23 protein-coding genes are annotated in these 25434 nt (G+C 33.4%); 5 read left to right on the forward strand and 18 right to left on the reverse strand.

Features of this window, described 5'->3' with window-relative positions:
* Positions 1-5 precede the first annotated feature (5 nt).
* The 7 genes from SHI72_RS18595 to SHI72_RS18625 all read right to left on the reverse strand — a co-directional run bounded on the left by SHI72_RS18595 (position 6) and on the right by SHI72_RS18625 (position 8033).
* On the reverse strand, positions 6-809 hold the full coding sequence (locus SHI72_RS18595; RefSeq protein WP_323490997.1) for a cytochrome c biogenesis protein: 804 nt from the start codon (positions 807-809) through the stop codon (positions 6-8).
* A gap of 55 nt (positions 810-864) precedes the next feature.
* On the reverse strand, positions 865-2112 hold the full coding sequence (locus tag SHI72_RS18600) for a cytochrome c biogenesis protein ResB (RefSeq protein ID WP_323490998.1): 1248 nt from the start codon (positions 2110-2112) through the stop codon (positions 865-867).
* An 85-nt stretch (positions 2113-2197) separates the two neighbouring features.
* A complete protein-coding gene (gene nrfA / locus SHI72_RS18605) occupies positions 2198-3691 on the reverse strand; it encodes an ammonia-forming cytochrome c nitrite reductase (RefSeq protein WP_323491099.1) in 1494 nt (497 codons plus the stop codon).
* A gap of 60 nt (positions 3692-3751) precedes the next feature.
* Positions 3752-4372 carry a cytochrome c nitrite reductase small subunit gene (gene nrfH, locus SHI72_RS18610; protein WP_086895555.1) on the reverse strand — a complete coding sequence of 207 codons (621 nt, stop codon included), beginning with the start codon at positions 4370-4372 and terminating at the stop codon, positions 3752-3754.
* Positions 4373-4736: 364 nt separating this feature from the next.
* Positions 4737-6359, reverse strand: coding sequence for an alkaline phosphatase PafA (gene pafA, locus SHI72_RS18615; RefSeq protein ID WP_039115526.1), 1623 nt, complete (start codon positions 6357-6359; stop codon positions 4737-4739).
* Between the two features lie 125 nt (positions 6360-6484).
* On the reverse strand, positions 6485-6952 hold the full coding sequence (locus SHI72_RS18620; RefSeq protein ID WP_039115525.1) for a DUF1456 family protein: 468 nt from the start codon (positions 6950-6952) through the stop codon (positions 6485-6487).
* 70 nt (positions 6953-7022) lie between these two features.
* Entirely contained in the window at positions 7023-8033 is a 1011-nt protein-coding gene (locus SHI72_RS18625; protein WP_323491000.1) for a dipeptide epimerase, read from the reverse strand.
* A 50-nt stretch (positions 8034-8083) separates the two neighbouring features.
* Here SHI72_RS18625 and SHI72_RS18630 point away from each other — a divergent pair, with 50 nt between their 5' ends.
* The gene (locus SHI72_RS18630) at positions 8084-8494 is read left to right on the forward strand and encodes an excinuclease ABC subunit B (RefSeq protein WP_323491001.1); all 411 of its coding nucleotides are present in this window, start codon (positions 8084-8086) and stop codon (positions 8492-8494) included.
* Here the strand turns inward: SHI72_RS18630 and uvrB are convergent.
* From uvrB to trmD, 11 genes are all read right to left on the reverse strand, one after another.
* Positions 8491-10482, reverse strand: a complete 1992-nt coding sequence (gene uvrB, locus SHI72_RS18635; RefSeq protein ID WP_039115520.1) for an excinuclease ABC subunit UvrB — start codon at positions 10480-10482, stop codon at positions 8491-8493. The genes SHI72_RS18630 and uvrB overlap by 4 nt on opposite strands.
* A 244-nt stretch (positions 10483-10726) precedes the next feature.
* Entirely contained in the window at positions 10727-11665 is a 939-nt protein-coding gene (locus SHI72_RS18640; protein WP_323491002.1) for an alpha/beta hydrolase, read from the reverse strand.
* A 129-nt stretch (positions 11666-11794) separates the two neighbouring features.
* Positions 11795-12757, reverse strand: a complete 963-nt coding sequence (gene rlmF / locus SHI72_RS18645; protein WP_323491100.1) for a 23S rRNA (adenine(1618)-N(6))-methyltransferase RlmF — start codon at positions 12755-12757, stop codon at positions 11795-11797.
* A 189-nt stretch (positions 12758-12946) separates the two neighbouring features.
* Positions 12947-13609: a thiamine diphosphokinase gene (locus SHI72_RS18650; protein WP_323491003.1), complete on the reverse strand. Its 663-nt coding sequence runs from the start codon at positions 13607-13609 to the stop codon at positions 12947-12949.
* 363 nt (positions 13610-13972) lie between these two features.
* Positions 13973-14431 (reverse strand): RidA family protein, encoded by a 459-nt coding sequence (locus SHI72_RS18655; RefSeq protein WP_323491004.1) that lies wholly within the window; start codon positions 14429-14431, stop codon positions 13973-13975.
* A gap of 140 nt (positions 14432-14571) precedes the next feature.
* Positions 14572-15054: a GyrI-like domain-containing protein gene (locus tag SHI72_RS18660; protein WP_323491005.1), complete on the reverse strand. Its 483-nt coding sequence runs from the start codon at positions 15052-15054 to the stop codon at positions 14572-14574.
* An 8-nt stretch (positions 15055-15062) separates the two neighbouring features.
* Positions 15063-15884: a DUF4249 domain-containing protein gene (locus tag SHI72_RS18665; protein WP_323491006.1), complete on the reverse strand. Its 822-nt coding sequence runs from the start codon at positions 15882-15884 to the stop codon at positions 15063-15065.
* A gap of 36 nt (positions 15885-15920) precedes the next feature.
* The gene (locus SHI72_RS18670) at positions 15921-18302 is read right to left on the reverse strand and encodes a TonB-dependent receptor (protein WP_323491007.1); all 2382 of its coding nucleotides are present in this window, start codon (positions 18300-18302) and stop codon (positions 15921-15923) included.
* A gap of 128 nt (positions 18303-18430) precedes the next feature.
* Positions 18431-20659 carry an NADP-dependent isocitrate dehydrogenase gene (locus tag SHI72_RS18675; RefSeq protein WP_323491008.1) on the reverse strand — a complete coding sequence of 743 codons (2229 nt, stop codon included), beginning with the start codon at positions 20657-20659 and terminating at the stop codon, positions 18431-18433.
* Between the two features lie 278 nt (positions 20660-20937).
* Positions 20938-21288 carry a 50S ribosomal protein L19 gene (gene rplS, locus SHI72_RS18680; RefSeq protein ID WP_039115571.1) on the reverse strand — a complete coding sequence of 117 codons (351 nt, stop codon included), beginning with the start codon at positions 21286-21288 and terminating at the stop codon, positions 20938-20940.
* A gap of 390 nt (positions 21289-21678) precedes the next feature.
* Positions 21679-22359 (reverse strand): tRNA (guanosine(37)-N1)-methyltransferase TrmD, encoded by a 681-nt coding sequence (trmD, locus tag SHI72_RS18685; RefSeq protein WP_035622360.1) that lies wholly within the window; start codon positions 22357-22359, stop codon positions 21679-21681.
* 390 nt (positions 22360-22749) lie between these two features.
* Between trmD and SHI72_RS18690 the strand changes: the two genes are divergently transcribed.
* The 4 genes from SHI72_RS18690 (at position 22750) to blaOXA (ending at position 25362) form a co-directional block, all read left to right on the forward strand.
* On the forward strand, positions 22750-22881 hold the full coding sequence (locus SHI72_RS18690) for a hypothetical protein (RefSeq protein WP_323491009.1): 132 nt from the start codon (positions 22750-22752) through the stop codon (positions 22879-22881).
* Positions 22882-22906: 25 nt separating this feature from the next.
* Positions 22907-23479 (forward strand): hypothetical protein, encoded by a 573-nt coding sequence (locus tag SHI72_RS18695; RefSeq protein WP_323491010.1) that lies wholly within the window; start codon positions 22907-22909, stop codon positions 23477-23479.
* A 53-nt stretch (positions 23480-23532) separates the two neighbouring features.
* Positions 23533-24399 (forward strand): archaemetzincin, encoded by an 867-nt coding sequence (locus SHI72_RS18700; protein WP_323491011.1) that lies wholly within the window; start codon positions 23533-23535, stop codon positions 24397-24399.
* 108 nt (positions 24400-24507) lie between these two features.
* Positions 24508-25362 (forward strand): class D beta-lactamase, encoded by an 855-nt coding sequence (gene blaOXA, locus SHI72_RS18705; protein ID WP_323491012.1) that lies wholly within the window; start codon positions 24508-24510, stop codon positions 25360-25362.
* Positions 25363-25434 lie beyond the last annotated feature (72 nt).

The following is a 25434-nucleotide window of genomic DNA, read 5'->3' on the forward strand; positions in this document are numbered from 1 at the left end:
TTTATTTATGTGTTGGAGTAGGTGTGGACACTTTGTGCTGCTGAGGGCATATAGTTTACGCCGAACCAGCAAAGTAATAATACAACAAATGCTAATGCCAGGGTTATTAAAACGGGTTTAATACTATCTGGGTAACGATAACGAATGTGTATATAAATTAAGTATCCCAACCAGGTAAGCATTGCCCAGGTTTCTTTGGGATCCCATGTCCAGTAATGTCCCCAAGCTTCTTTTGCCCATAAAGCACCAAACAATAATCCTAAGGAAAGGAATCCAAAACCTACATATACTAGATTGTTTGCAAGTTGGAGTATAGCATCTTTATAAGTGCCTCTGTAATATTCGTATAATCCATAACATGCTACAATGGATGATGCTGCAAGTAAGGCATAAGAAAAAATGTAAACCAATACATGGGGAACAAACCAAATGCTTTGTAAGGCTGGCATTAGGGCTTTGTTGTAGGTATCTGGATTAAGATAGTTGATGGTTAAAAATACAGTTGCCATAACCAAACTATAATTTAAGAGCCATTTGTATTTCCATCGGGTATAGGTTATTACGCCTATAATGGGTAAGAATACTGCATACCAAAGTCTTGTTTCGCCAAGTGTGCGCATAGGTGGTCGCCCCAAGTGTTGCCATAAGTTATAGGTAAATAGTACCATTGCCAAACCACCTAATGTTGCAAAAAGCAGTATAGGTACTGTTTTATTACGTGTGCTTTTTACAACTTGTAAAAGCATGCAGACTAACCAACAAATAATCGCCACAAGGGCGTAGTGAGAAAAATAGATCCAATAATTCATTTAAAAAATCTTTATTTATATACAATTCCAAACATTCATTTAAGCATATAATTGCTTAAACTACGGTTCCTCTTCCTTTAAATATTAAATAGACTGCTCCAATTATCATCATGAAAATCCCAGAGTAAACAATAGGTAACCAAGGATCACGAACCAATTCTATGACGCTTAATTTGGACCATTTTCCGAATTTTTCATCATAACTTAATTGATACACTTTCCATCCGTTTACTTTATAAGGTTTATTGACTTCGATTACTGTTTTATCATTTTTCTCGTCTTTAACAAAAACATTTACATGCGAACTGTATTTTTTTGCTTCAGGCTGTAACATTACGATTGCTTCTTTATCGTTTAATTGTAAATAGGAATATTCGGTTGCAAAACTTCCGCAGCTAATCCATGCAGTAGTATCTATTGTAGCCGATTTTACTTCGACTAATGCAGCTGGTGTTGCTCCTTCTTCATTTACCTGAAAATAACCATTACCAGTAAACTTGCTATTTTCTATATAATTAATGATTTTAATTTTATAGCCTTTATAGTCATAGCTATCTCCTTTATTAATCATTCTAAGCGCGTTTACTCCTTTTGTTTCAATACTATTGTTTGTAATATTAGCAAATGCAAGTTTTGGGGCAAAGGTTTTCATATCAAAGCTTGTAAGTTCAAATGCAATAGGCATGGGGATCATAACACCTTTTTCGTTTTCGGCTCCCCACACAAGTTGGTTCTCATATAATTTCATTGTGTAGCGTTGTAAATCTCCGCTGCCTAAAATTCCTGCTGTCATTGCTATAAAAAGTCCCAAATGGTTTAATATAAAACCCCAGTTTTTCCATTGCCAAGGAGTCATTCTATTAAGGGTTGCGAGACCAAGTGTAATAAGAAAATACAATTGTGCGATAATAAATGGCCAACTTGTTAATACAAATGAGAATCCGAATAAATCAGGTTTTACTCCTTCGACAAAATTTTGTTGAGGAAGCGTTCCCATGATAACGGCTTGTATTAAAACCAAAGTAATTGCACTAACAGATGCTGGAACTGATCTTAGCCATTTTACCCAAGGATGTGTCCTGCTGGTAAAATGTAGCAAAAGTAACATGCCAATAAATAAACCACCGATGATATAATTTATAGGTGCTCCAATGGCTTTAATACTAGTTCTGGTTGTTATTTGTAATAAATAACCCGTTAGTAATAATCCGGCAGCGATTATAAAAGATTCTTTATAATCCCAAGGATATTGCCAGAGCTTTCTTTTTGGAATTTTATGTTTTTCAAAATTAACTAATCTCATTCTTTTCTTAATTTGGAACTTTTAATTAAAGAGGGTTGTAAGGTTGATAATAACTTATACAAACCCTCTTTATACTTATTGGTTGTCATTTGGCTGGGTTAGAATATAGCAGTTGTTTTTTCTTAGCTTCATCTAGCCATTTAGGTAAAACTGTTTTTTTGAATTCGGTTTTATTGGCTTTCTCTTTGTCCATATCAAGACCTATGAATTTCTGCGCTTTTTCTTTGGTAGAAATATCAGGATATTGCATAGGTGTAGTTTGTCCTAATAAAGCCAATACTTTACTTAATTCAATCCTTGCTTCGGCAGCTTTGTTTAACCCATTTGTAATAACTCTTGCAGTTTCTAATGGTGCATGAAATGACCCTCCGTGAGAAGCTGCTGTAAAGTCCCAACGCCATTGTGATTGACGAATTAATTTCAGGATGCCTTTCATCTGAGCTTCTGTTGCTCCTTTATCCCAAGCTAGTTTTGCTTCTAGATGTGCTTTTACCAATTGGTCTTCTAGTTCAATACGTATTTGATGAATTTTTTGTTGACGCTCGTTTACGTTTGCAACCAATGTTTCTTCTTCTTCTCGGTGACAAACCTGACAAGAATTTGCTACGTTATTAAGTGGAGATTGTATTTTATGATCGGTAAATTTTTGACCTCCTTCGCTTTTATATGGCATATGACAATCTGCGCAAGAAACACCTCTTTGTCCGTGGATTCCCATTTGATGAATTTCATAATCTGGATGCTGTGCTTTAAGAATTGGTGCTTTACTTAATGCATGGACAAAGTCTGTAAAATCGATATCATCATAATATTTCTCCATATCCTCTACAGTCATACCGTTTTTCCATGGGAATTTTACTTTAACCGCGCCTTCTACAGATTTTTTATCAAAATAATATTCTACGTGACATTGTGCACAAACTAATGAGCGCATCTCATTATGTGTTGCTTTGGTAATATCTTTTCCTTGCTCTTTAAAGGCTTCGATTAATGCAGGACGTGTGATTTTTAGATTCATTGTTTTAGAATCGTGACAATCGGCACATCCTATAGGATTTACAATTTCTGGCCCTAAAGATGCCCATGTTTGTTTGTAAAACTCATCTATACCTAGTTTATCCATCATACGGGGTACATCTGGAGATTTACATACCCAACAACTAGATGGTTGAGGTCCGTCTTGAGGTCCTTTAGGCGCTCCTGTTCTTAAGGAATTGTTGATGTCTTCTATGGCATAAAAATGTCCTCGACCTTGATTGTAATCTTTCGCGAAAGCATAACCTGCCCAAAGAACTACCATACGTGGATCTTCATGTAGCATATCTCTCATTTTTCCGCCACCGTACATACTTGTAAAACTGGTATCGGCAGTTTGGTAATAAGTTTGGAACTCACGAGGATAATTTGCTCCCCAAACTTCATTTCTTGATTCAAATTCACCGACAGGAGCTAAAACTTTATTAACAAATAAAGCTTCTGTACGACGTTCCATTACGCTATTAACTAATAAGCCAAGCATAAACACAACTAACATGGTAATGCCAAACATTACCCATCCTAACCATGGTTTGCGTTTTATAATTTCTTTTAGTGGTGCCATAATTATATCTGTATTTAATTGAAAATTTTAATTCTTATTCTATTTTGTTTGATTTGATTCTTTCTTTTTTGCAGTTTTTGTACTATCGGTTTGTTTTTGTAGCCATTCAGGAATAGGAGATTCCAACAAAGGAACTCTGGCATTTGGTACAGACGATAAACTATTTACTCTACCATGAGGAACTTCGCGGTGACAATCCCAGCATAGTTTTCCTTCACCATGTTTTTTGCTTTCCAGAGTTACTCCTGTTGTACTAACATTAGCATTAAGATCACTATGACAACGTTGGCAGTTTTTTTGAACCACATCAGTACCAGCTTCCTTTATATGGATAACTTGTGGCTCTGCTCTCCATGTAAATACGGTTGCATGATAAATACCATCTTTTGCCTTAAAAAAGTATTTATTAAAGGCATTGTTGTGTGGTACATGGCAATCATTGCAATTGGTAACCCTTGCATGGGAGCTATGTTGCCAAGTAGCATAAAAAGGAGTCATTACATGGCAGTTAACACATGTTTTAGGATCGTCTGAGAGGTACGAGACTGCGTTAGATACATATAATAAATAAGCAAATAATCCCATTCCTATACCCACTGCCATTATAACAAAGGGTACCCATTTGCGTGGTGGTAATAAATAATTTAAAATCTTAATCATAATAATATCCCTTAATTGTAGTATTAAAAATATTCAGATATTTGCTACATTATGATGATAATTATCAGATAGTAAATTTTGATGTATATAGAAGTAAATTGTCTTAAAAACAAGGTAATCTAAGGTGTTTTAACAATTTATAAGAATATTGTTTTTTAAGTTTAAGAGATTTAACTGTTGAGGTTGTTTGCAAAGTGTAAAAAGAGTCTATAAATGAATATAAAATAAAGGAGTAAAATGTCTTTAATAGAGGTGTGTGATATAAAAAGTAGCAATTTAGCTGAAGTAATAAAGGGAACTATTGTATAGCAAAAAGGGCTGTATTTATATAAATACAGCCCTTTTTTAGGATTAAGAAAAAAGATTATTTTTTCTCTTTGTCTAAAACTTCTTCCAGAACATTTGCTTCTGTTCCGTTCGGGAACGTTACTTTTATTTTTTGAGCAATTGTTGGTGCAATTTGAGTAATCGTTTTCTTGTTGTATGATTCCCCTTTTTTAATATGCCAACCGTAAAAAATTGCAGGAACATGTGTGTCATATGTATATGGTGTTCCGTGAGAAGTTCCCGTTCCCATATATTCGATATAACCAGGTTTGTCTAATACAATTAAATCCCCGTTTTGAGTTACATCATATCCTTTTACAATAAAGTTTAAGTAGTAATCATTACCTGTAGCATTTAAAATGTCTTCTTCGGTATATACTCTTTTTACGTAATCCTGAGCCATTAAATAATCTTTGAAAGCTTGTTTAACTTTCACGAAATCAAATTTTTTGTTTTTGATTATTTCTTTATTGAAGAATAAGTTGAAGCTAGAATAGTTTAAAACTAAATCCTGACCAAAGGTCTTTACAGAAAAATCAGTTAGATTTTTGCGGATATCTTTAGGGCTAATACTATTTACATTGTATTTACGATCTTTAAGATAATTTACATTTTCTGCTCCAGCATGATCAGCTGTTAAGAAAAGCAGGTAATTATCTTTACCAACAGTTTTATCTAAGTAAGCTAAAAAGTCGGCTATAGTTTGATCTAAACGTAAATAAGTATCTTGTAACTCCATAGAACGTGGTCCTAATAAATGCCCAACGTAATCTGTAGATGAGAAACTAACCGTTAAGAAATCTGTAATATTATCTTTTCCTAATTCTTCTTTTTCGATTGCTTTTTTAGCAAATTCGGCTAACAAGTCATTTCCAAATGGAGTAGAACGAATAACTCCAGCATCATTTTTATCATACATTTCTTTTAAGTTGTATGGAAAAACTGGAGCTGCACTATTGTATAATTTTCCTTCGTAAGGATTGTTGTCTGGTAAACTCTCGTTGTAAGTTGCAACTGGTTTATATAAATCCCAACCTTTGTTTATGTATGGTAAAAAATGTTTTTCGCTATTAAATTGTGTAACCCAATCAGGTAGTTTATCTCCATAAAAAGTACTAGAAATAAATGAACCTGTTTTGCTATACCAAAAAGCCCAATTAGCAAAGTGTCCAGCTGGTAAAATTGCACCACGATCTTTAAGACTTACACCAATTACTTTTCCTTCAAAATTGGTAGCCATTCTTAACTCATCGGTAATAGTTGTGCTCAATAAGTTTTTTGGAGACATTTCGCCTTCTTCCTTTGTACCATCGCCTACAGTTACTACACCAGCATCATCAGTACAGTACATTTGTTTTCCTAATTTTCGGCTAAACCATTCATTACTTACAATTCCGTGTGTTGCAGGAGTTGTTCCTGTGTAAATAGATGCATGTCCAGGAGCAGTGTAAGTAGGCATGTAATTGTAATGCATGTTCTGAAACGTGTATCCATTATTCATAAGCCTTTTGAAACCATTAGGAGTAAAGTCATCTGAGAAGCGATAGAGATATTCCATCTTCATTTGATCCACAACAATTCCAACTACTAGTTTTGGACGCTCTTGTGCATTTATTTGGGTAACGAATACAAATGCTAAAAATAAAATAAGTCTTTTCATGTTTTAATATCTAATTTTAAACAAAAATACAGATTCAAATTCAAAAAGAATTCAGAATTGAGATTGAAAACACAAAAATGGTTTCACTTTAACATAATGGCATAAAAAAAATCCTAAGTGTGAGCTTAGGATTTTTTGTTTTTACCGAAGTTGAATTTTACTTTTTCAACTACTTGTATTTTTGGAGTAGACTTACTATTATTCTTTTTAAAAGGCTTTTTTGCACCAGTTCCAGATTTAGATGGCCTTTGATCTCCTCTGGCACTTTCTTCATCTTTTGGTTTAGCTTTAAATTCTGGTCTTTCCTTTGTACTATCTTTAGCAGGAATTTCTGCTTTGTGTTTAGCTAAAACCTCATTAGGGTTTTTAGGATTTTCTTTTGTTCCTCTTAAATGAATTACCAATCCGTTTAAGAAGTTACGCAATACCTGATCGCCACACTCCATATAGTTCTCATGGTCTTCGGCTCTAAAAAAAGCGCCCAACTCTGATTTTGAAATTCTAAAATCTACCAATTCTAATATTTCAACTATTTGGTCGTCACGGAGCATTAAGGCTACGCGTAGTTTTTTTAGGATATCGTTATTTGTCATCGTTTAATTTTTTACAAAGGTACGTTTTAAAAGTAATTCAATAGTCACTTTCCTTATATTGAAATTACGATTAATATAAGATAACTCCCGTTCCGTTACCTTCGGCATATTTTATTTCTCCATTTTGTATTATAACGCCACTTGCAATATCTTTTTCTAATAGCAAAGCACCGTCCATATCCACATAATCGAGTTCTGGTAATAAATGAGCAATTGCAGAAATTCCAACTGTAGATTCGGTCATACAACCTATCATTGTTTTTAATCCTAATTGTTTTGCTTCATGTAGCATTCGTCGTCCGGGTGTGATACCACCACATTTCATTAATTTTATATTTACACCATGAAAATGATTATGACACTTAGCAATATCACTTTCTATAATACAACTTTCATCGGCTACAATTGGCAAAACCGAATGTTTAAAAACTTCTTGATGTCCTTCCCAATCATCAGCTTTGAGAGGTTGCTCCAGAAATTCGACTCCTAGTTTTTTTAGTTCAATGGCATTTTTAATAGTTTCATCAACATTCCAACCACAATTGGCATCAATCCTAAAAACAGAATTACTGTGTTTTCTTAATTCGGTTACAATGGCAATATCTTCTGGAGTTCCTAACTTAATTTTATAAATCGGCCATGGAAGTTCTTCCATTTTTGAAACCATTTTTTCGATAGAATCAATTCCGATAGTATAATTGGTCAGTGGATTATTTGCGATAGTATAATTCCATAATTGATATAGCTTCTTGCCTTGTTTTCTAGCATACCAATCATTATATGCATTGTCTAATGCGCATAATGCAAATTTATTTTCTTGTAATAATGGATTTATTTTTGCCCAAAATTCTTCGGGAGTTTCATCCTCGATGGCTTCTATTATCGGTCGGATTTTTTCGATATCATTTTCTAGTATCGGAATAGTAATATTATAATATGGATTGGATGTTGCTTCGCCAAAACCTGAAAATCCGTCTTTTTTTAATTCGACAATTACCGTTGGTTGGTAATCAATTGTTTTTCTTGAAATCCTAAATGTGTGTTTTAATTTAAGATCGTATGCTCTGATAATTAATTGCATTTCTGATGTTTTTGTATTTTAAATTTAAAAACAATATTTTAGCTAAAAATATGAATTTGATGGATACGGATGCCGAAAAAATAAGTTTACTTTTAGAAATGATTTCTTTCTCGACTGTTGATGGAGAATTACATAAGAGGGAATTTGATTTTTTGTCGCTAGTTGCTCAGGAATTAAATATTGACGAAGTAACTTTTAAAGATTTGTTTCATCAGGAAGTTCCTCCTGTTGTTATAAAATCAGAGTTTCAGCGCATTCAGCAATTTTATAGATTGGCTTTAATCATGCATTGCGACGGAATATTGCATAGTAAAGAGGCTGCTGCAATACAGCAAATTTCTATCGATATGGGATTGAATCCTATAGCAACTAAACGTATTTTAAATTTAATGAAGAATGCACCGAATGCGATGATTGACCCTGAAATATTATTGAAAATTTTCCAGGAACAACACAATTAAGCCAATTGTTCTTGTAGTTTTTTAATATCGTCACGTAATTTTGCTGCCTGGAGAAAGTCTAATTCTTTAGCTGCTTTCTCCATCGATTTACGCTTTTCACGTATCATTTTCTCTAATTCGGCTTTGGATAAATAAGCAGTATCAGGTTCGGCAGCTACACTTAGGGTATGACCTAATTCATACTCTACCAACGGATTTTTAGTAAAAGCACTATCGATTTTTTTATTTAATGCTTGTGGAGTTATATTATTCTCGAGGTTGTAATTAATTTGTTTTGTACGACGATAATTGGTTTCATCAATGGTTTTTTGCATACTTGCCGTAATTTTATCAGCATACATAATTGCTTTTCCGTTGAGGTTTCTCGCTGCACGACCAATAGTTTGAGTTAAGGATCTATGGCTACGCAAAAATCCTTCTTTATCGGCATCAAGAATTGCTACTAAAGAAACTTCGGGTAAATCCAAACCTTCACGTAGTAAGTTTACTCCAATTAAAACATCAAAAATTCCTTTTCGTAAATCTTGCATGATCTCAATACGTTCCAGGGTATCTACATCGGAGTGAATGTAACGACAACGAATACTTACTTTGGTCAGGTATTTGGCTAGTTCTTCGGCCATTCTTTTGGTTAATGTTGTAACCAAAACACGTTCGTCTAACTCGCAACGAATCTGAATTTCTTCGATTAAATCATCAATTTGATTTAAACTAGGACGGATTTCGATAATTGGATCTAATAATCCTGTTGGTCGAATGACTTGTTCTACAACTACACCATCTGTTTTTTGTAATTCATAATCTGCCGGAGTAGCCGAAACATAAATTACCTGATTTTGCATAGCTTCAAATTCTTCGAATTTTAAAGGACGATTGTCCATTGCCGCAGGTAAACGGAAACCATATTCTACAAGGTTTTCTTTACGGCTTCTATCTCCTCCATACATGGCATGAACCTGAGATATGGTTACGTGACTTTCATCGACTACCATTAAATAATCATCGGGAAAATAATCTAATAAACAGAACGGTCTTGTTCCAGCTTCTCTTCCATCCAGATAACGAGAATAATTTTCGATACCTGAACAATAACCTAACTCGCGAATCATTTCTAAATCAAAATTGGTACGTTCTTCAAGACGTTTGGCTTCAAGATGTTTTCCTATTTCTTTAAAATAATCAACTTGTTTTACCAAGTCTTGCTGTATTTGCCAAATCGCTCCTTGTAATACATCCGGAGATGTTACAAACATATTGGCTGGATAAATAGTTAGTTTATTGTATTTCTCGATTACTTGAGAAGTTTTTATATCAAATGATTCTATTTCTTCGATTTCATCTCCAAAAAAATGAATTCTAAATCCATCATCGGCATAACTAGGATATACCTCAACTGTATCTCCTTTTATCCTAAAACTTCCGGGATTAAAATCGGCTTCGGTTCTGGAATATAAACTTTGTACCAGACTATGTAATAATTTGGTTCTCGAAATAACCTGATCTTTTTCTATCGCAATAACATTCTTTTGAAATTCTACAGGGTTTCCGATACCGTATAAACAAGAAACGGAAGCTACAACTAATATGTCGCGTCGCCCTGAGAGTAGGGAAGATGTTGTGCTTAAACGCATTTTTTCCAACTCTTCGTTTATAGATAAATCTTTCTCGATAAATACTCCAGTTACTGGCATAAATGCTTCTGGCTGGTAATAATCATAGTAAGAAACGAAATATTCTACGGCGTTGTTTGGAAAGAATTGTTTGAATTCTGAATATAATTGTGCTGCTAATGTTTTATTGTGTGCCAAAACCAAAGTTGGCTTTTGTACTTCCTGAATAACATTGGCAACTGTAAATGTTTTTCCTGAACCAGTAACTCCAAGGAGGGTCTGGTATTTTTCGCCATCAATTATACCTTGGGTCAATTTTTCGATTGCTTGCGGTTGATCTCCTTTTGGGCTATAATCTGAGACTACTTGAAAATTCATTTATTTAATTTAGAATTGTTGGGATTGTAAAGTTACAAAGTAAAATCTTAAATTGAAATTTGTGGATTAAAAAAGGTTCTGAGGTTCTGAGTTGCAAAGGTCCAAAGGTTTTTACAAATGTCGAAATTCTGTTCCGACGGTTAGGGATAGAACCCTTTTAATCTTTATTATCTGTGGTGGAGGAATTAACCGCAAAGTTAGCAAAGGTTTACGCAAGGTTCGCAAAGTTTTATGCGTTAAAGAATTACTTTAAAAAGTCAATCATTAATTTGTTTACTTTTTCAGATTGATCGATACTTAAAAAATGTCCTGCATTTTCGATAGTTTCGGTTTTACTATTACTCAATAACTCTTTGGCTCGAATTATACTTTCATCTGAGTTAATTACATCATGATCTCCTATAAGGACCAAAACAGGAATGGTTATTTTTTTTAAATCTTCATCAGAGAATGGTTGCATTTGCAAAAAACTAGTGTTTGATTTTGCATATTTATTAGCTAGATAAAATTGCTTTTTATAAATAGGGTCTATTTTTTCGGGATAATAAGAAAAGGTTTCTAGCGTCTTTTTTAATTTTTTCTCATTTGGAAAAATTTTCAGAAAGAATGCCGATGATGCTTTTCTCATTTTATCGATGTTCTTAAATGTTTGTGCCGGACTTATTAAAACCAGTTTGTTGATTTTACTTTCTTTTTGAGTTGCTAATAATGTAGCAATCCAACCACCACGTGATGCACCAATTACGTCAAAGTTTTTTAGTTTGTAATGAGTAAAAATCTCATTGTACCAAATAACTATTTCTTCACTTGTGAGGGATTTTTTGGGAGCTTGAGATTTTCCTGCTTCAATTAAAAAGTCTATTGCGTAAACCCGATGATTTTTTGATAATGCTTTAATATTGGGAAACCACATTGTTGAGCTGGCGTCCATTCCGTGAAGTAATACTAAATCTTTGCCGTCTTTTGGACCAGTCACAATTATATGAGCTGTACCATAACTGGTTTCGATATTTTCTTCCTGATAAGGAACATCCCAAAGTTTTAATGCAGCATTATAAGAATTGATGTAATCTTTTCTTTCGCTTTTTGTTTTGAAAACATAATTATCAATCTTTTTTTCTTTTGTTGCGCTACAACTTGTGAATAAAAGAATTGCAATAACTTTTAAAAATAATTTCGGCATAGGAGTTACGTTCAATTAAGATTAAAAGTACTAAAAAGCTGATGATTATAGTATCAGCTTTTTAGTTATATCTATCATAATTACAATGTTTTGCGAAATCTTTTGGAATTATGACTTTGATTGGTTTATTTAAAGTTCGCTTTTAAAACTCCATTTACCTTGTTGTGCTTCGGTAAGGAAAGACCATGCTACAATACGACTTGTTTTCTGACCTTGTGCCATATCGATTGTTTTTACAATTGAAGCATTTACTTTATTTAATGTTTTATAGATACTCGACAGGTTTTCTCTTTTAGATACTAGTGTTGTAAACCATAAACATTGCATTGGATATTTGGCACTTTCGTAAATCATTTGCGTTATAAATCCAATTTCTCCTCCATCGCACCATAGTTCGGCATTATGACCTCCGAAGTTTAAAACTGGCGCTGCTTTTCTGTTTGCTTTTGGATTTAGATTTGTTACTTTTCGAACGGCACTTTTATTAGCTTCTTCTGACGAAGAATGAAATGGTGGATTGCAAATCGTGAATGTAAATTTATCTTCGGGTGTAATTATATTTTTGAATATAAAACGTGATTCAGTTTGTTGTTGTAAACTGATAACATCAATTAGCCTAGGATTGGCTTCGATTATTTTGCTGCAATTCTCGATTGCTTTTTCATCAATATCGGTTCCGACAAAACTCCATCCGTAAGCAGCATTTCCTAATATTGGATAGATACAATTGGCACCAACACCTATATCTAAGCCTAAAATGGCTTCTCCTTCTGGAATAACTCCATTATTTGTGGTGGCTAATAAATCGGCCAGGTAATGAATATAATCGACTCTTCCTGGAATGGGTGGGCAAAGATAATTTTTAGGAATATCCCAGTTTTGTATGTCGTAATAATGAATTAATAATGCTTTGTTAAGCGATTTTACAGCTTCGGGATTACTAAAATCAATTGTTTCGATATCATGCTCGTTTATAACGACGTGCTTCTTTAATTCGGGACAATCTGTGATTAGTTGTTCAAAATCATAGCGCAAACGATGCGGGTTTCTAGTATGCAGACTTGTTTTCTCGGGGCTATTTGTAGTTTTCATCATTCTTAATTTCGGTGCAAAGGTACGTAATCCTAATTTGTAAATAAGGGAAGTATTTCTTATGAAATGATTTGGCCTAGCCCTGATGGAAACGGCATCCTTTTTCTGGCTCCTTTAGACAGAAAAAGATATAGTGTACAGCAGGAAATTGCTCCTTATGCTTTTGCTTAATTCAGTAGAGTAAGGAAATTAATCCATGCATTCCATTAGCAATAAATCGCCGTCGGAATGGGTAATTGTAACAATTCCGTCTTTGGCAACGGAATTACTGCTACCTGTTCTATAGCCTATCGTTAAGGTGTCGTTTTGTAACGGATATACCAAATTATCTGAAAAAATACCATTTACAACTCCAATCGGTATGAGCGAAATAGGTGTGTTGGCGGTATACCATTTTTCGAATTTATTAGGTAATAAAAATATTTTGGAATGGTCGTCGAGGATTACAATCTTGAGTAAGTTTCGATAGCGAACTATATTGGTAAGATTTGTAATGGTATGATCGGCTCTTTTTCCTGTTGCCCAAACTACATTTGCAGCAGGAATTTTACGTTCGATTAAGTAATCAAATGCTTTTTCTAAGTCGGTTTTGTCCTGATCCGGTGTATGTACAATCTCTATAGGATATTGAGTTGTTTTATATTTTTCGGGGTCAAATCCGCGATCGAAATCCCCCAAAAGAACATCGACTTTTATTCCTAATTTAACTACGCGCTCTATAGCCGAATCTAATACGATTACCAAAGGCGACCATTCTAATAATTGTCCTAATAACTCGGGATTACAGGCAGCTCCGTTGGCAATGATTAATGCAGGTTCTTGGTCGTCGCGTACGATATGGTGTGAGGACATTTATAGTATGAATTTATAATGTGCTGCAAATGTACGAAAGTAAAAAGTAAATGTTTTTCTACAATTAAGAGATTAAAGGAGTTTTTCACCATATAAGGGATTAAGTTTTTTTCAGCCACAGATTATAAAGATTAAAAGGATTATTTATGTTGTCTAAAAGTTGCAGTGATTTTTTTTACCATATAAGTTATTTAAGGAAATATAAGTTTGTGCAGTTTTCCTTAAATGAGCTTACATAACTTATATGGTTAGCTTTTTTTTCAAAGATTATAGAGATTTGAAATTTGTTTGATCTGCGTGCAAGTCATTCAATCTTGAAAGTATTCTTAATTAAGCTTAATTTCTTAATGGTAGAAAAAAGTTTTATTTTTTTGCCTTGTAAGCTACAGCATCGACTTCTATTTGCATTCCGTCGAGGGCTAATTTTGGAACGGGAATTAATGTGCTTGCTGGAAATGGTTTATTTTTCCATACTTTACTGATTTCTTCATTCCAGATTTTTAATTTCTCTTCTGAATGGTCTACGATCAGAATGGTAATCTTCATGATATTCTCTGCTTTTAGATTGTAACTATCCAGAACTATTATAATATTCTTTAATGCTACTTGAGTTTGTTCTCTAAAACTGTTGCTCAAGATATGTTCTTTGCCTAATCCGCCGCTTTGTCCTGATATAAAAACGAGTTCGCCTGGGGTAGAAACTGATGATGCATGACTAAAACCATATGGTGCTGGATTGAATAATGATTCAGGATTTTTAAAAGTTTGTGCTTTCGCATTAAATGCACAAAGTGAAAATAAGGTAAGAAGTATTTGTTTCATGTCTTGAAATTTGGATTAATTATTGGCAAAGGTTGCTCAATTCTAATTTCTAAACATTTACATATGTTGAGAGGTGGTATTTTTTTTCAGAGTAATGTATAAAAAAATGCTCTCGTAATGGAGAGCATTTTTTATTGGTTTTAGTTTTTATGTTTAATAGGAATCCAAATTTCCTCTTCGGATGTTGGGTCTTCGTGTTTGTATTTTTCTCCCATTACGGCAAAGTGTGGTCTGTTCTCTAATACATATTCGGACTTAGGCAACCAATCGGTAAAAATGTATTGATAGGTTTCGTTGCCATTACTCGCAGGTCCCATATGTATGAAAACTGCATAAAGTCCGTTTGGTATTATGAGAGTTTCCATATTTTGTGGAACGGAAAGAAAATCTGTTACTTCGATACCTGCCCATTTTTCGAATTCATTACTCGGATTGAAATTAAGAAAATGTGTTTCTGGATAAACTTCAATAGAATATAATTCTGAACCGATATTGTTTTTTATCTCTTTTCGGTTTGGCATAAATCCTTGCCATAGCTCTTTTGTTCTATTGGCTGTGAAAGATGTTGTTATTCGTTTTCCAACGATTTTCTTTTCTGTTAAATTTTCTATTCTTGGTTTCATATTAAATATTACTCAATCGTATATTTTTTAGTATCAACTTCTCCAATAGAAAAATAACCTAAAGGATAGTCACTTGCATTGGTTGTGTTTATAACATTCCCTCTTAAAGTTGCTGGTGGAGATTGAAAAGGACCACCACTATTATCACCAGAAATACTAGTTAATATATTCATGTAATTATAATAGCTTTTAGATGTTCCGATGTGACTTATTTCTACTTGATCTCCAGGTTTTAAATCTTCATTGTGTGAAGTACTAAAAAACTCATTTCCGTTAAAGAACCTATCATCGACAGAAGAATAGCTTGACAAGACTTGATTGGAGTAAGTATAATGGTATAAATAATAATTTGTTTCATCAACAGGGTCATTATAATATGCTTTTACTTCGATTTCATCTTTGGAAATACCACCATCATTAGTTTGCACAATTCGAGTGATTGGCGCTACCGATTTTAAAGTTTCAGTCGCAACATATGTATTACCACCACTAATAACCGTTAAGACATAGGTTTCGTTAATTACAGGTTCAAAATTAGTACAAACGTATTTTCCTGTTTGAGGAACTTCTATAAAAGTGAATACTTTATTGGCACTGTTTCTTATAGTAATGGTAGCTCCGGAAACAACAGGAATTACAGGATTGTAATAATCAGTTGTAGTGGTTAATTTTATCATTTGTTGGTTTCCTGTAGTTCCTTTTAGCCAACTAATATCAGCTTCAACGACTAATTTTGGAGGTTGTGTTTTTAAGTCAACTTCAACAACTTCTTCGCAACTTGTAAAAAATAATGCGGAGAAAAACACAATTAATAAGCTTATTTTTTTCATATCAGTATATTTTTATTTCTCTTTGAGAGAAGTGAATTAAAATTTGAAATTATAACTAACAGCAGGAACCATTCCAAAAATAGAAGTCTTAACAGCTTCATTGTATCCTGTATCGCTGTTCTGTCTAAAATTAATAGAAGCTGCATTTTGTCTATTATATAGGTTATAGATACTAAATACCCATTCGCCTTTCCAATTTCTATCTTTGTTAGATCTCGGGGTTAATGTTGCCGAAATGTCTAAGTGATGGTAAGCAGGTAATCTGTTTTCATTTCGTAAACCATAACTAGGAACTTTTACACCACGATATTCATAATATCCAGTTGGATACGTTACAGGTTGTCCTGATTGTAAAGCGAAATTAGCACCAAATGACCATTTTTCGTTTAGCGAATAAGCAGCTGTAACAGCTAGATTATGTAGTTTATCATAAGCTGAATTGTACCATTGTCCGTTATTTATTCCTGGTTCTTCTGGAGTTCTACCAGGAGTTTGTTGTTCTGATTTTGATAAAGTATAAGAAACCCATCCAGTAAGCTTTCCTGCATTCTTTTTAACCATTAACTCTACACCATAAGAACGCATTCTTCCGTTTAAGATAACTTGCTCAATGGCATCATTTGCTATTAAATCGGCACCATCAATATAGTCCAGTCTGTTTTTAATTTTCTTATAGTAGGTTTCTACTTCAAGAGAATAGTCTCCATCTCTAAAGTTTCTAAAATAACCCAAGGCAACCTGATCAGCAAGTTGAGGTTTAATATACTCATCACTTGGCATCCATACATCAAGAGGAGTAGGAGATGAGGTATTGGATATTAATTGTAAATACTGAGCCATTCTGTTATAACTAGCTTTTACAGCCTGATTTTCGTCAATTTGATATCCAATAGAAAAACGAGGTTCTAAATTGTTATAGCTAAACATTGATTTGTTTTTACCATAATACTCCGTTCCTATAGGAGTTGCTTTCTCATAAATTTGTTGAGCAGGGTTAAAAAGAACAGGATTATTGTTTTCGTAAAGATTAAGAGTCGAAGCTCCTAAACGATAAAATAAACTAAAACGAAGTCCGTATGAAAGCGTTAGTTTTTTTGCAATTTGATTTTCAGCTTCAATATAAATAGCTGGTTCAAAAGCATATTTTTTATCTAGTTGATCAGGGTTAACTCCAGAGGTTTCATCTGTTGGTTTAATAGTTCCAGGATTAAATTCATAGTAAATACCATTTAAACCATAATTCAATTTGAATTTATCTGAAATATAATTTTTGAAGTCATATTTAATATTGTAATTCTTGATACCAGAATCCCATTTAAATCCTGCAGTATCCAGATCAAGCCCGTAATAATAATCACTATAAATTAGAGATAGATTAGAAAATAATTTATCAGAGTATAAATGATTCCAACGTAGGTTGAAAGTAGTGTTACCGTAAGTATTAGAAAATATTTTACTTATTTTAAAAACGTCACGTCCAAAATAACCAGATAAATACAAGCTGTTATTGTCATTTAATTTATAACTGAATTTAGCATTCAAATCATAAAAATAAGCAGAGTTGTCTTTCATGTCATCCGTTAGTTTTAAGAATAAATGTGCATAAGAAGCTCTACCACCAATTAAGAATGATCCTTTATCTTTTACTAATGGTCCCTCGGCAAGAAGACGGCTCGAAATTAATCCGATTCCACCATTCATATGGAAATCTTTACTATTTCCATCTTTTTGATAAATATCCAAAACAGAAGATGCTCTACCACCGTAACGAGCAGGAATACCACCTTTGTATAATTTTAAATCTTTAATAGCATCAGGATTAAATACAGAGAAGAAACCAAATACGTGAGAAGAGTTAAAAATAGTAGCTTCATCAAGAAGAATTAAATTCTGATCTGCACCACCACCACGCACGTTAAAACCAGATGCACCTTCGCCAGCATTAGTAACACCAGGAAGTAATAAAATAGATTTTAATACATCGACTTCACCCATAACAACAGGCATTTTCTTTATTGCCGAAATAGAAAGTTTATTTACACTCATCTCGGGAGTACGTGTATTTGCTCTTCCTCTATTATCGGTAATAACTACTTCTTGGAGTTCTTCGCCACCTTCTTTTAATGAGAAATTGTTTTTAACATTTTTCGTTAAAGAAATGGTGTTTTGAAAAGACTGGTAACCAACGTAACTTATTTCTACCTGATACTCTCCCTTTGGAGCAGTAATAGAGTAAAAACCATATTCGTTTGTTGTAGTGCCAATTTTTAATGAAGGGATGTAAATGTTGACTCCGATTAGGGTTTCATTATTTTTAGAGTCAGAAATGGTACCGCTTAAGGTAAATTTTTCTTGCGCGAATGAAGAAAAAGCAATGAGAAATACAATAAGAAACGAGCTAACTTTTTTTGTGATCATTGTTTAAATTTTGAATTCCCTAGTATGACGGTATAAGGTGGGAAATATTACAAAACTAATGTTAAATGTGCGTTAAAAAAAAGACAGCCGTTTCGGGCTGTCTTTAATGAGAGAAATATAATAAGAACTTATATTTTAGCTATTTTAGCCAAGATTGCATTAAATGTTGGACTAGGACGCATTGCTTTACTAGTTAATTCAGGATTTGGTTGGTAATATCCACCAATGTCTTGAGGTTTTCCTTGAGCAGCAATTAATTCAGCATTTATTTTATCTTCATTCTCAGCAAATTCTGCTGCAATAGGAGTGAAGATGGCTTTTAACTCAGCATCTTTATTTTGAGCAGCCAAAGCTTGAGCCCAATAGAAGGCTAAATAAAAATGAGAACCACGGTTATCGATTTGTCCAATCTTACGAGCTGGAGATTTATCGTTTGCAAGGAACTTGTCATTTGCCTCATCAAGAGTTTCAGCAAGAACCATAGCTTTAGAGTTGTTTAATGTTTGACCTAAATGCTCTAATGAAGCACCAAGAGCCAAAAATTCTCCTAATGAATCCCAACGTAAGTAACCTTCTTGAGTAAATTGCTCAACGTGTTTAGGAGCAGAACCTCCAGCACCAGTTTCAAACAAACCACCACCATTCATTAAAGGAACGATAGATAACATTTTGGCAGAAGTACCAACTTCAAGAATTGGGAACAAATCTGTAAGGTAGTCACGTAATACGTTTCCAGTTACAGAGATAGTATCTAACCCTTTAATAATTCTGTCAAGAGTAAAGTTTGTAGCTTCGATAGGGTTCATGATACGAATATCTAAACCAGTAGTTTCATAATCTGTAAGGTATCTTTTTACTTTTTGAATTAATTCTCTATCGTGTGCTCTGTTTTCGTCTAACCAGAAAACAGCAGGAGTATTAGATAAACGAGCTCTGTTTACAGCTAGTTTTACCCAGTCCTGAATAGGAGCATCTTTTGCCTGACACATTCTGAAGATATCTTTATCTTCAACAGCTTGTTCCATTAAGACAGTTCCGTTAGCATCAACAACACGTACAACACCATCAGCTTTCATTTGGAAAGTTTTGTCATGAGATCCGTACTCTTCAGCTTTTTGAGCCATCAAACCTACGTTTGGTACACTTCCCATTGTAGTTGGGTCAAAAGCACCATGTTTTTTACAAAAATCGATTGTTGCAGTATAAACACCAGCATAAGAGCGGTCTGGAATAAGAGCAACAGTATCTTGTTGTTTTCCTTCTTTGTTATACATCTGTCCAGAAGTACGAATCATAGCAGGCATAGAAGCATCTACAATTACATCCGATGGAACGTGTAGGTTAGTAATCCCTTTATCAGAGTTTACCATTGCCAATGCAGGACCGTTAGCAATAGCAGCATCTAGAGCAGCTTCAACTTCGGCTTGTTGAGGAGTTCCTACAATTTTTGCATAAACATCACCCAATCCGTTTCTTGTATCAATATTTAATTCGCTAAATAAAGTAGCGTATTTTTCAAATACATCTTTAAAGTAAACTTCTACAATAGCACCAAAAATAATTGGGTCAGAAACTTTCATCATTGTAGCTTTCAGGTGAACCGAAAGTAATAAGTTTTCTTTTCTTGCTTCTTCGATAGTTGTAGCAACAAAGCTTTTTAAAGCATTTACGTTTAATACAGCACTATCAATAATTTCTCCAGCTTTAAGAGGAGTACTTTCTTTTAAAACAGTAGATGTTCCGTCTTTAGCAACAAATTCAATTTTTACATCAGTAGCATTAGGAACAGTAAGCGATTTTTCACTTCCGTAAAAATCACCATTTGGCATGGATGCTACACGAGTTTTAGAGTCAGCAGACCAAGCGCCCATAGAGTGAGGATTTGCTTTAGCAAAATTCTTCACTGCTCTTGGAGCTCTACGATCAGAGTTACCTTCACGCAAAACTGGGTTTACTGCAGAACCTAATACTTTAGCGTATTTAGCTTTAATTTCTTTTTCAGTATCGTTTTGAGGATCCTCAGGAAAATTTGGAATTTTATACCCATGAGATTGTAACTCAGCAATAGCCGCTTTTAATTGCGGAACCGAAGCCGAGATGTTTGGCAACTTAATAATGTTTGCCTCCGGTTTAGTAGCAAGTTGTCCTAACTCAGCCAAGGCGTCCCCTGTTTTTTGAGAATCGGTCAAGTACTCCGGAAAATTAGATAAAATTCGAGACACCAACGAAATGTCTCTAGTTTCAATAGCAATACCCGCTGTAGCAGTAAATTCTTGTACAATAGGCAAGAAAGAATAAGTCGCTAATAATGGCGCCTCATCAGTTAAGGTGTAAACAATCTTTGAATTCTGTGTCATTTTTTTTCTTTTTTAATATAATCGTATCGCTAGGAACGGCGATGTAAAAGGTATGGTTGGCTCAAAACGAGCGGAGCAAATATAAGAAAAACAGTCCGAAAACGGTTGCGTTTTTCTTAGAATTCCTTAAATTAACAGATTACTATTTAAAGGAGTTATAATTAACAAATCGGTGGTTTTCAAGCCAAAGAATTATTGTTTTGTTATTTTGTTTAGAACAAAAAAAATCCCGATTCACAAATAATGAATCGGGATCTTTATGGTAAAGAGATAAATAATTATCTTCTTTTGTCTCTAATCTTAGCTTTTTTACCAGTAAGTTCTCTGAAGTAGAAAATTCTAGCTCTACGTACAGCACCTTTTTTGTTGATTTCAACTTTTTGTAAAGCAGGTAAGTTAACTGGGAAGATACGCTCAACACCAATAGCACCAGACATTTTACGAATAGTAAAAGTTTCTGTGTTACCAGAACCTCTTCTTTGAATAACAACTCCTTTAAAAAACTGAGTTCTTGTTTTTTCACCCTCTCTAATTTCGTAGAAAACAGTGATAGTATCTCCAGCTGCGAAAACTGGGAAATCTTTTTTTGCAACAAATTCGTCTTTAACGAATTTCATTAAATCTGCCATGATATCTTTAATTATGGTTTTGTGATAGAGCAACATACACGGACTTCGCCAGAGGTTGGTCTAATTTGGCTGCAAAGATAGAAAAAATGTTTAAAGTTTAAACTTTTTCTTCTTTAAACTTTTTCTTCTTAGTTTTTAGTTACTGTGCTCAGTATCAGTTTGCAGTCTGTCAGTCGCAGTTTATCAGTCGCAGTTTATCAGTTGCAGTATTCAGTTAATCAGTTGCAGTTTCCAGTTACAGTATTTAGTCTCCAGGTTATAGTATTTACTCTCAATATTTGAGCAAAAAAATAATTTATAGTATTTACTCTCAATTTTTAATACGCCAGTTTGTAAACTGTAAACCGTAAACTGAGACTGTCACTGAATACTGAGACTGAATACTAAAAACTATTTCTCTTCAAGAAGATCAGGACGTCTATTTTTAGTATGTTCATACGCCATATCTTCCCTCCATTTGTCAATTTTAGCAAAATGACCACTGGTTAAAACATCAGGCACTTTCCATCCCTTATAATCAGCAGGACGAGTATATATAGGACCTGACAATAAATTGTCTTGAAAGCTATCCGTCAAAGCCGAAGTTTCGTCACTTAAAACACCAGGAATCAAACGAATCAAAGCGTCAGATAAAACCAAAGCACCCAATTCGCCACCAGATAAAACATAATCACCAATCGAAATTTCTTTAGTAATAAAATGATCACGCACACGCTGATCTACACCTTTATAATGACCACATAAAATGATAATGTTTTCAAGCATCGACATCGTATTAGCCATCTTCTGGTTTAGCGTTTCCCCGTCAGGCGACATATAAATAATCTCGTCGTATTCTCTTTCGCTTTTTAAATGCGTGATGCAAGCATCAATAGGCTGAACAGTCATAACCATTCCGGCACCACCACCAAAAGGATAATCATCAACACTCTTCTGTTTATTGGTTGTATAATCGCGTAAATTATGAAAATGAACTTCAACAATTCCCTTGTCAATAGCACGTTTCATAATCGAAGCTTCAAACGGGCTTCGCAATAACTCAGGTAAAACAGTAATAATATCTATGCGCATTTTTTCTTTTCAAAAGGTTTAAGGCTGCAAAGATACAAAGTAAATATTTGAGAAATTTAAAGATTAAAGAATATAGAATCAAGATTTAGAGAAACAAGAGAAGAGATTTAAAAGAATTAAACAAATTACCTAATCAGCATTTCCCAATTAAACGATTAACCAAATCAATAATTAAACTTTTTTAAATCAACAATTCACAATTAAAATAAGGAGCTATTTCCTGCTGTCCGCTATATCTTTTTCTTGAGATCCTTCCTCCGTCAGGATGACAAGAAAAAGGATGCCGCTTCCATCAGGGCTAGACCTATCAGGAATCATGATTTTTGAACGGATATATTGTTTTTAATTGTATTTTCGATTGAAGAAAAGAGACTTATATTAAAAATAAAAATGAATAGCGATTACACAAAAGATTATATAGCGTTATCTAATGAATTCAGAAAATCTAATGCCTCAACAGAAAGTGTCGAGAAGCTTTATGATTTACTTTACGAATTAGCAAACCCAAACAGAACAAAATGATATAGTTCTCTCTAATATTTATAGTTTGTTAGGATTTCATAAGTCAGCTTATGAAGTTTTTAAGACAGTTGCCGATTTAACTAATAGAAAAGTTGCAACCAAAATGTATGTGATGGAACAAAAGGCCAAATCACATAAAGATAATTTCATCATAAAAGATATTAGAAAATATCGGAAAAAGAAAATACAACCCAAACTAGAGCTGAGCGATTTTGTAGCATCAAAGAATCATAAAAACCAATTTGGAATCGTTAATAAAGGAATTATCATATTTAATAAAATAATTAAAGAAGACACAATTTTAATTCAGATCCCTAGCGAACATATTGAAGATTACTCAGGTAAAATCATCCATTATATTAATTGGTTAAATGATTGTAAGACAGATTTAATTGATTTTTATAATAGCGAATACAATGAAGACAAAGCAAATGAAGATTGGTACGATACGTTAGTAATTTATAGCACAAGAATAATAATAGAAGAATCAGGAATCATTTTTTGTTCCATTTCGGGAGGAGATGATTTCTATCAAGATCATTTGTTGGATATAGAAATAACGAACGATGTAATAACGTCGATGAATTATAATGGGTAAAAAAATATTCAAAAACAAGTTTACACTAGTTAAAAATTTAAGTTAGAACTCTTATGAAATACCTATCACTTTTAATACTTTTATTTTTCTATTCTTGTAATGTAAATAAGGAAGATCAATACTTTGATGATATAGCAGATAATGATGTAAAATTATCAAGACCAGTTGAAGGGGAATGGCTCTTTACGCATAAAGAAAAAGGACAGAGCTTTGAGCAATTTATAAATTCTAGGCACGTAATTCCAACAAATAATTCTAATATTATTTATATAAGACCAATTGGAGATTTTAATGCCTTACAAAAGAAACAAATTGAATTAGTTAGAGAATATCTTGAGATTTTCTTTCAATTAAAAACCAAAACATTAGAGAAACTTTCTAATGATATAATTCCTAGTTCAGCCAGACGAATTGGACATGAAGATAATGAACAGTTCTTAGCAGGTTATATTTTAGACAGCGTACTTAAAAAAGAAAAGCCATTAAATAGAATTGCTTTAATGGCATTAACAGAAGTAGATTTATATCCTAAACCCGAGTGGAATTATGTTTTTGGATTAGCATCTTACAGAGATAAAATAGGAGTGAGTTCAATTTATAGATTACAAGATGAGGTATTAACGCCAACTAATTTTGATTTATGTTTATCTCGATTACTTAAAACCTGTTCCCATGAAATAGGGCATATGTTTGGATTGTATCATTGTATTGAAGCGGATTGTGTAATGAATGGAACGATTAGTTTGCCAGAAACAGACAACAGTACAATTAGGCTATGTTCATCTTGTCAAAGAAAATTAAATTCGAGTATAAAATATGATAATAAGAAAAGATTAATCGAATTAGAAAAATATTTTGAGCATGTTAAACTCAACGATGCAACTCAATTAATGAAGAAAGATCTTGAAAAGATTCAATAAAAATAAATCAAATTCCCTTTGCTAGCGTGAGCGTCCCGCTCGTGTCTATTCCAGCATCGTAAAAATAATAATAAGTTAACAATTAAAAAATCACAAAAACTGCCCAAAATGAAAACTCCCGCACTAATCCTATCTCTTTTTTTATTGATAAACCTAACCGTAAGTTGTCAATCTAAAAACAAAGAAACTAAGACCGAAACTAACAAAGAAACAGGAAAAGACAAAGAAGTCATTGTGGCTGAATTTGGTAAAATCTTAGATAGCTTAAAAGTAAAAGGTTCAATATTAATTTATGATCTTAATAAAAAGACCTATTATTCCAATGATTTTGCTTGGGGTAAAGAAGGACATATTCCGGCATCGACATTCAAAATTCCTAATTCGATTATTGCGCTAGAGACTGGCGTGGTAAAAAGCGATTCGACAGTTTTTAAATGGAATGGAGAAAAACGATGGATGAAAGCTTGGGAGCAGGATTTAACACTCAAGCAAGCCTTTCGAGTTTCGTGTGTTCCTTGTTATCAGGAAATCGCAAGAAAAGTTGGTGTAAAACGAATGAAAGCCTATCTAAAAAAGCTCGATTACAATACAATGGTTTTTGATACCTTGACGATTGATAATTTTTGGTTAGAAGGAAAATCTAGAATATCTCAATTCCAACAAATTGATTTCTTAAAAAGATTGTATTTATCTGAATTGCCTATTTCTAAAAGAACCGAATCGATAATGAAAGACATCATGGAAGTTGAAAAAACGAATGATTATGTTTTAAGAGGAAAAACAGGTTTGTCTAATACTAACGAAATCAAAAATGGTTGGTTTGTAGGTTATCTTGAAAACAAGAATGGAGTTTACTTTTTCGCAACAAATATAGAACCAAGTAAAGAGACTAATCAGGATGATTTTATAGCAATCCGACTTAATGCAACAAAAGCGGCATTAAAAAATCTTCAAAAGAGATAAGTTTTTGGTCTTCTTTTTGCTAAATATTCAGGATTAACGAGTGAATTATTATTTAAAAATATTTTTGTTTTA

Origin of the sequence: Flavobacterium sp. PL02, from assembly GCF_035013205.1 — a bacterium.
Taxonomy (GTDB): Bacteria; Bacteroidota; Bacteroidia; order Flavobacteriales; family Flavobacteriaceae; genus Flavobacterium.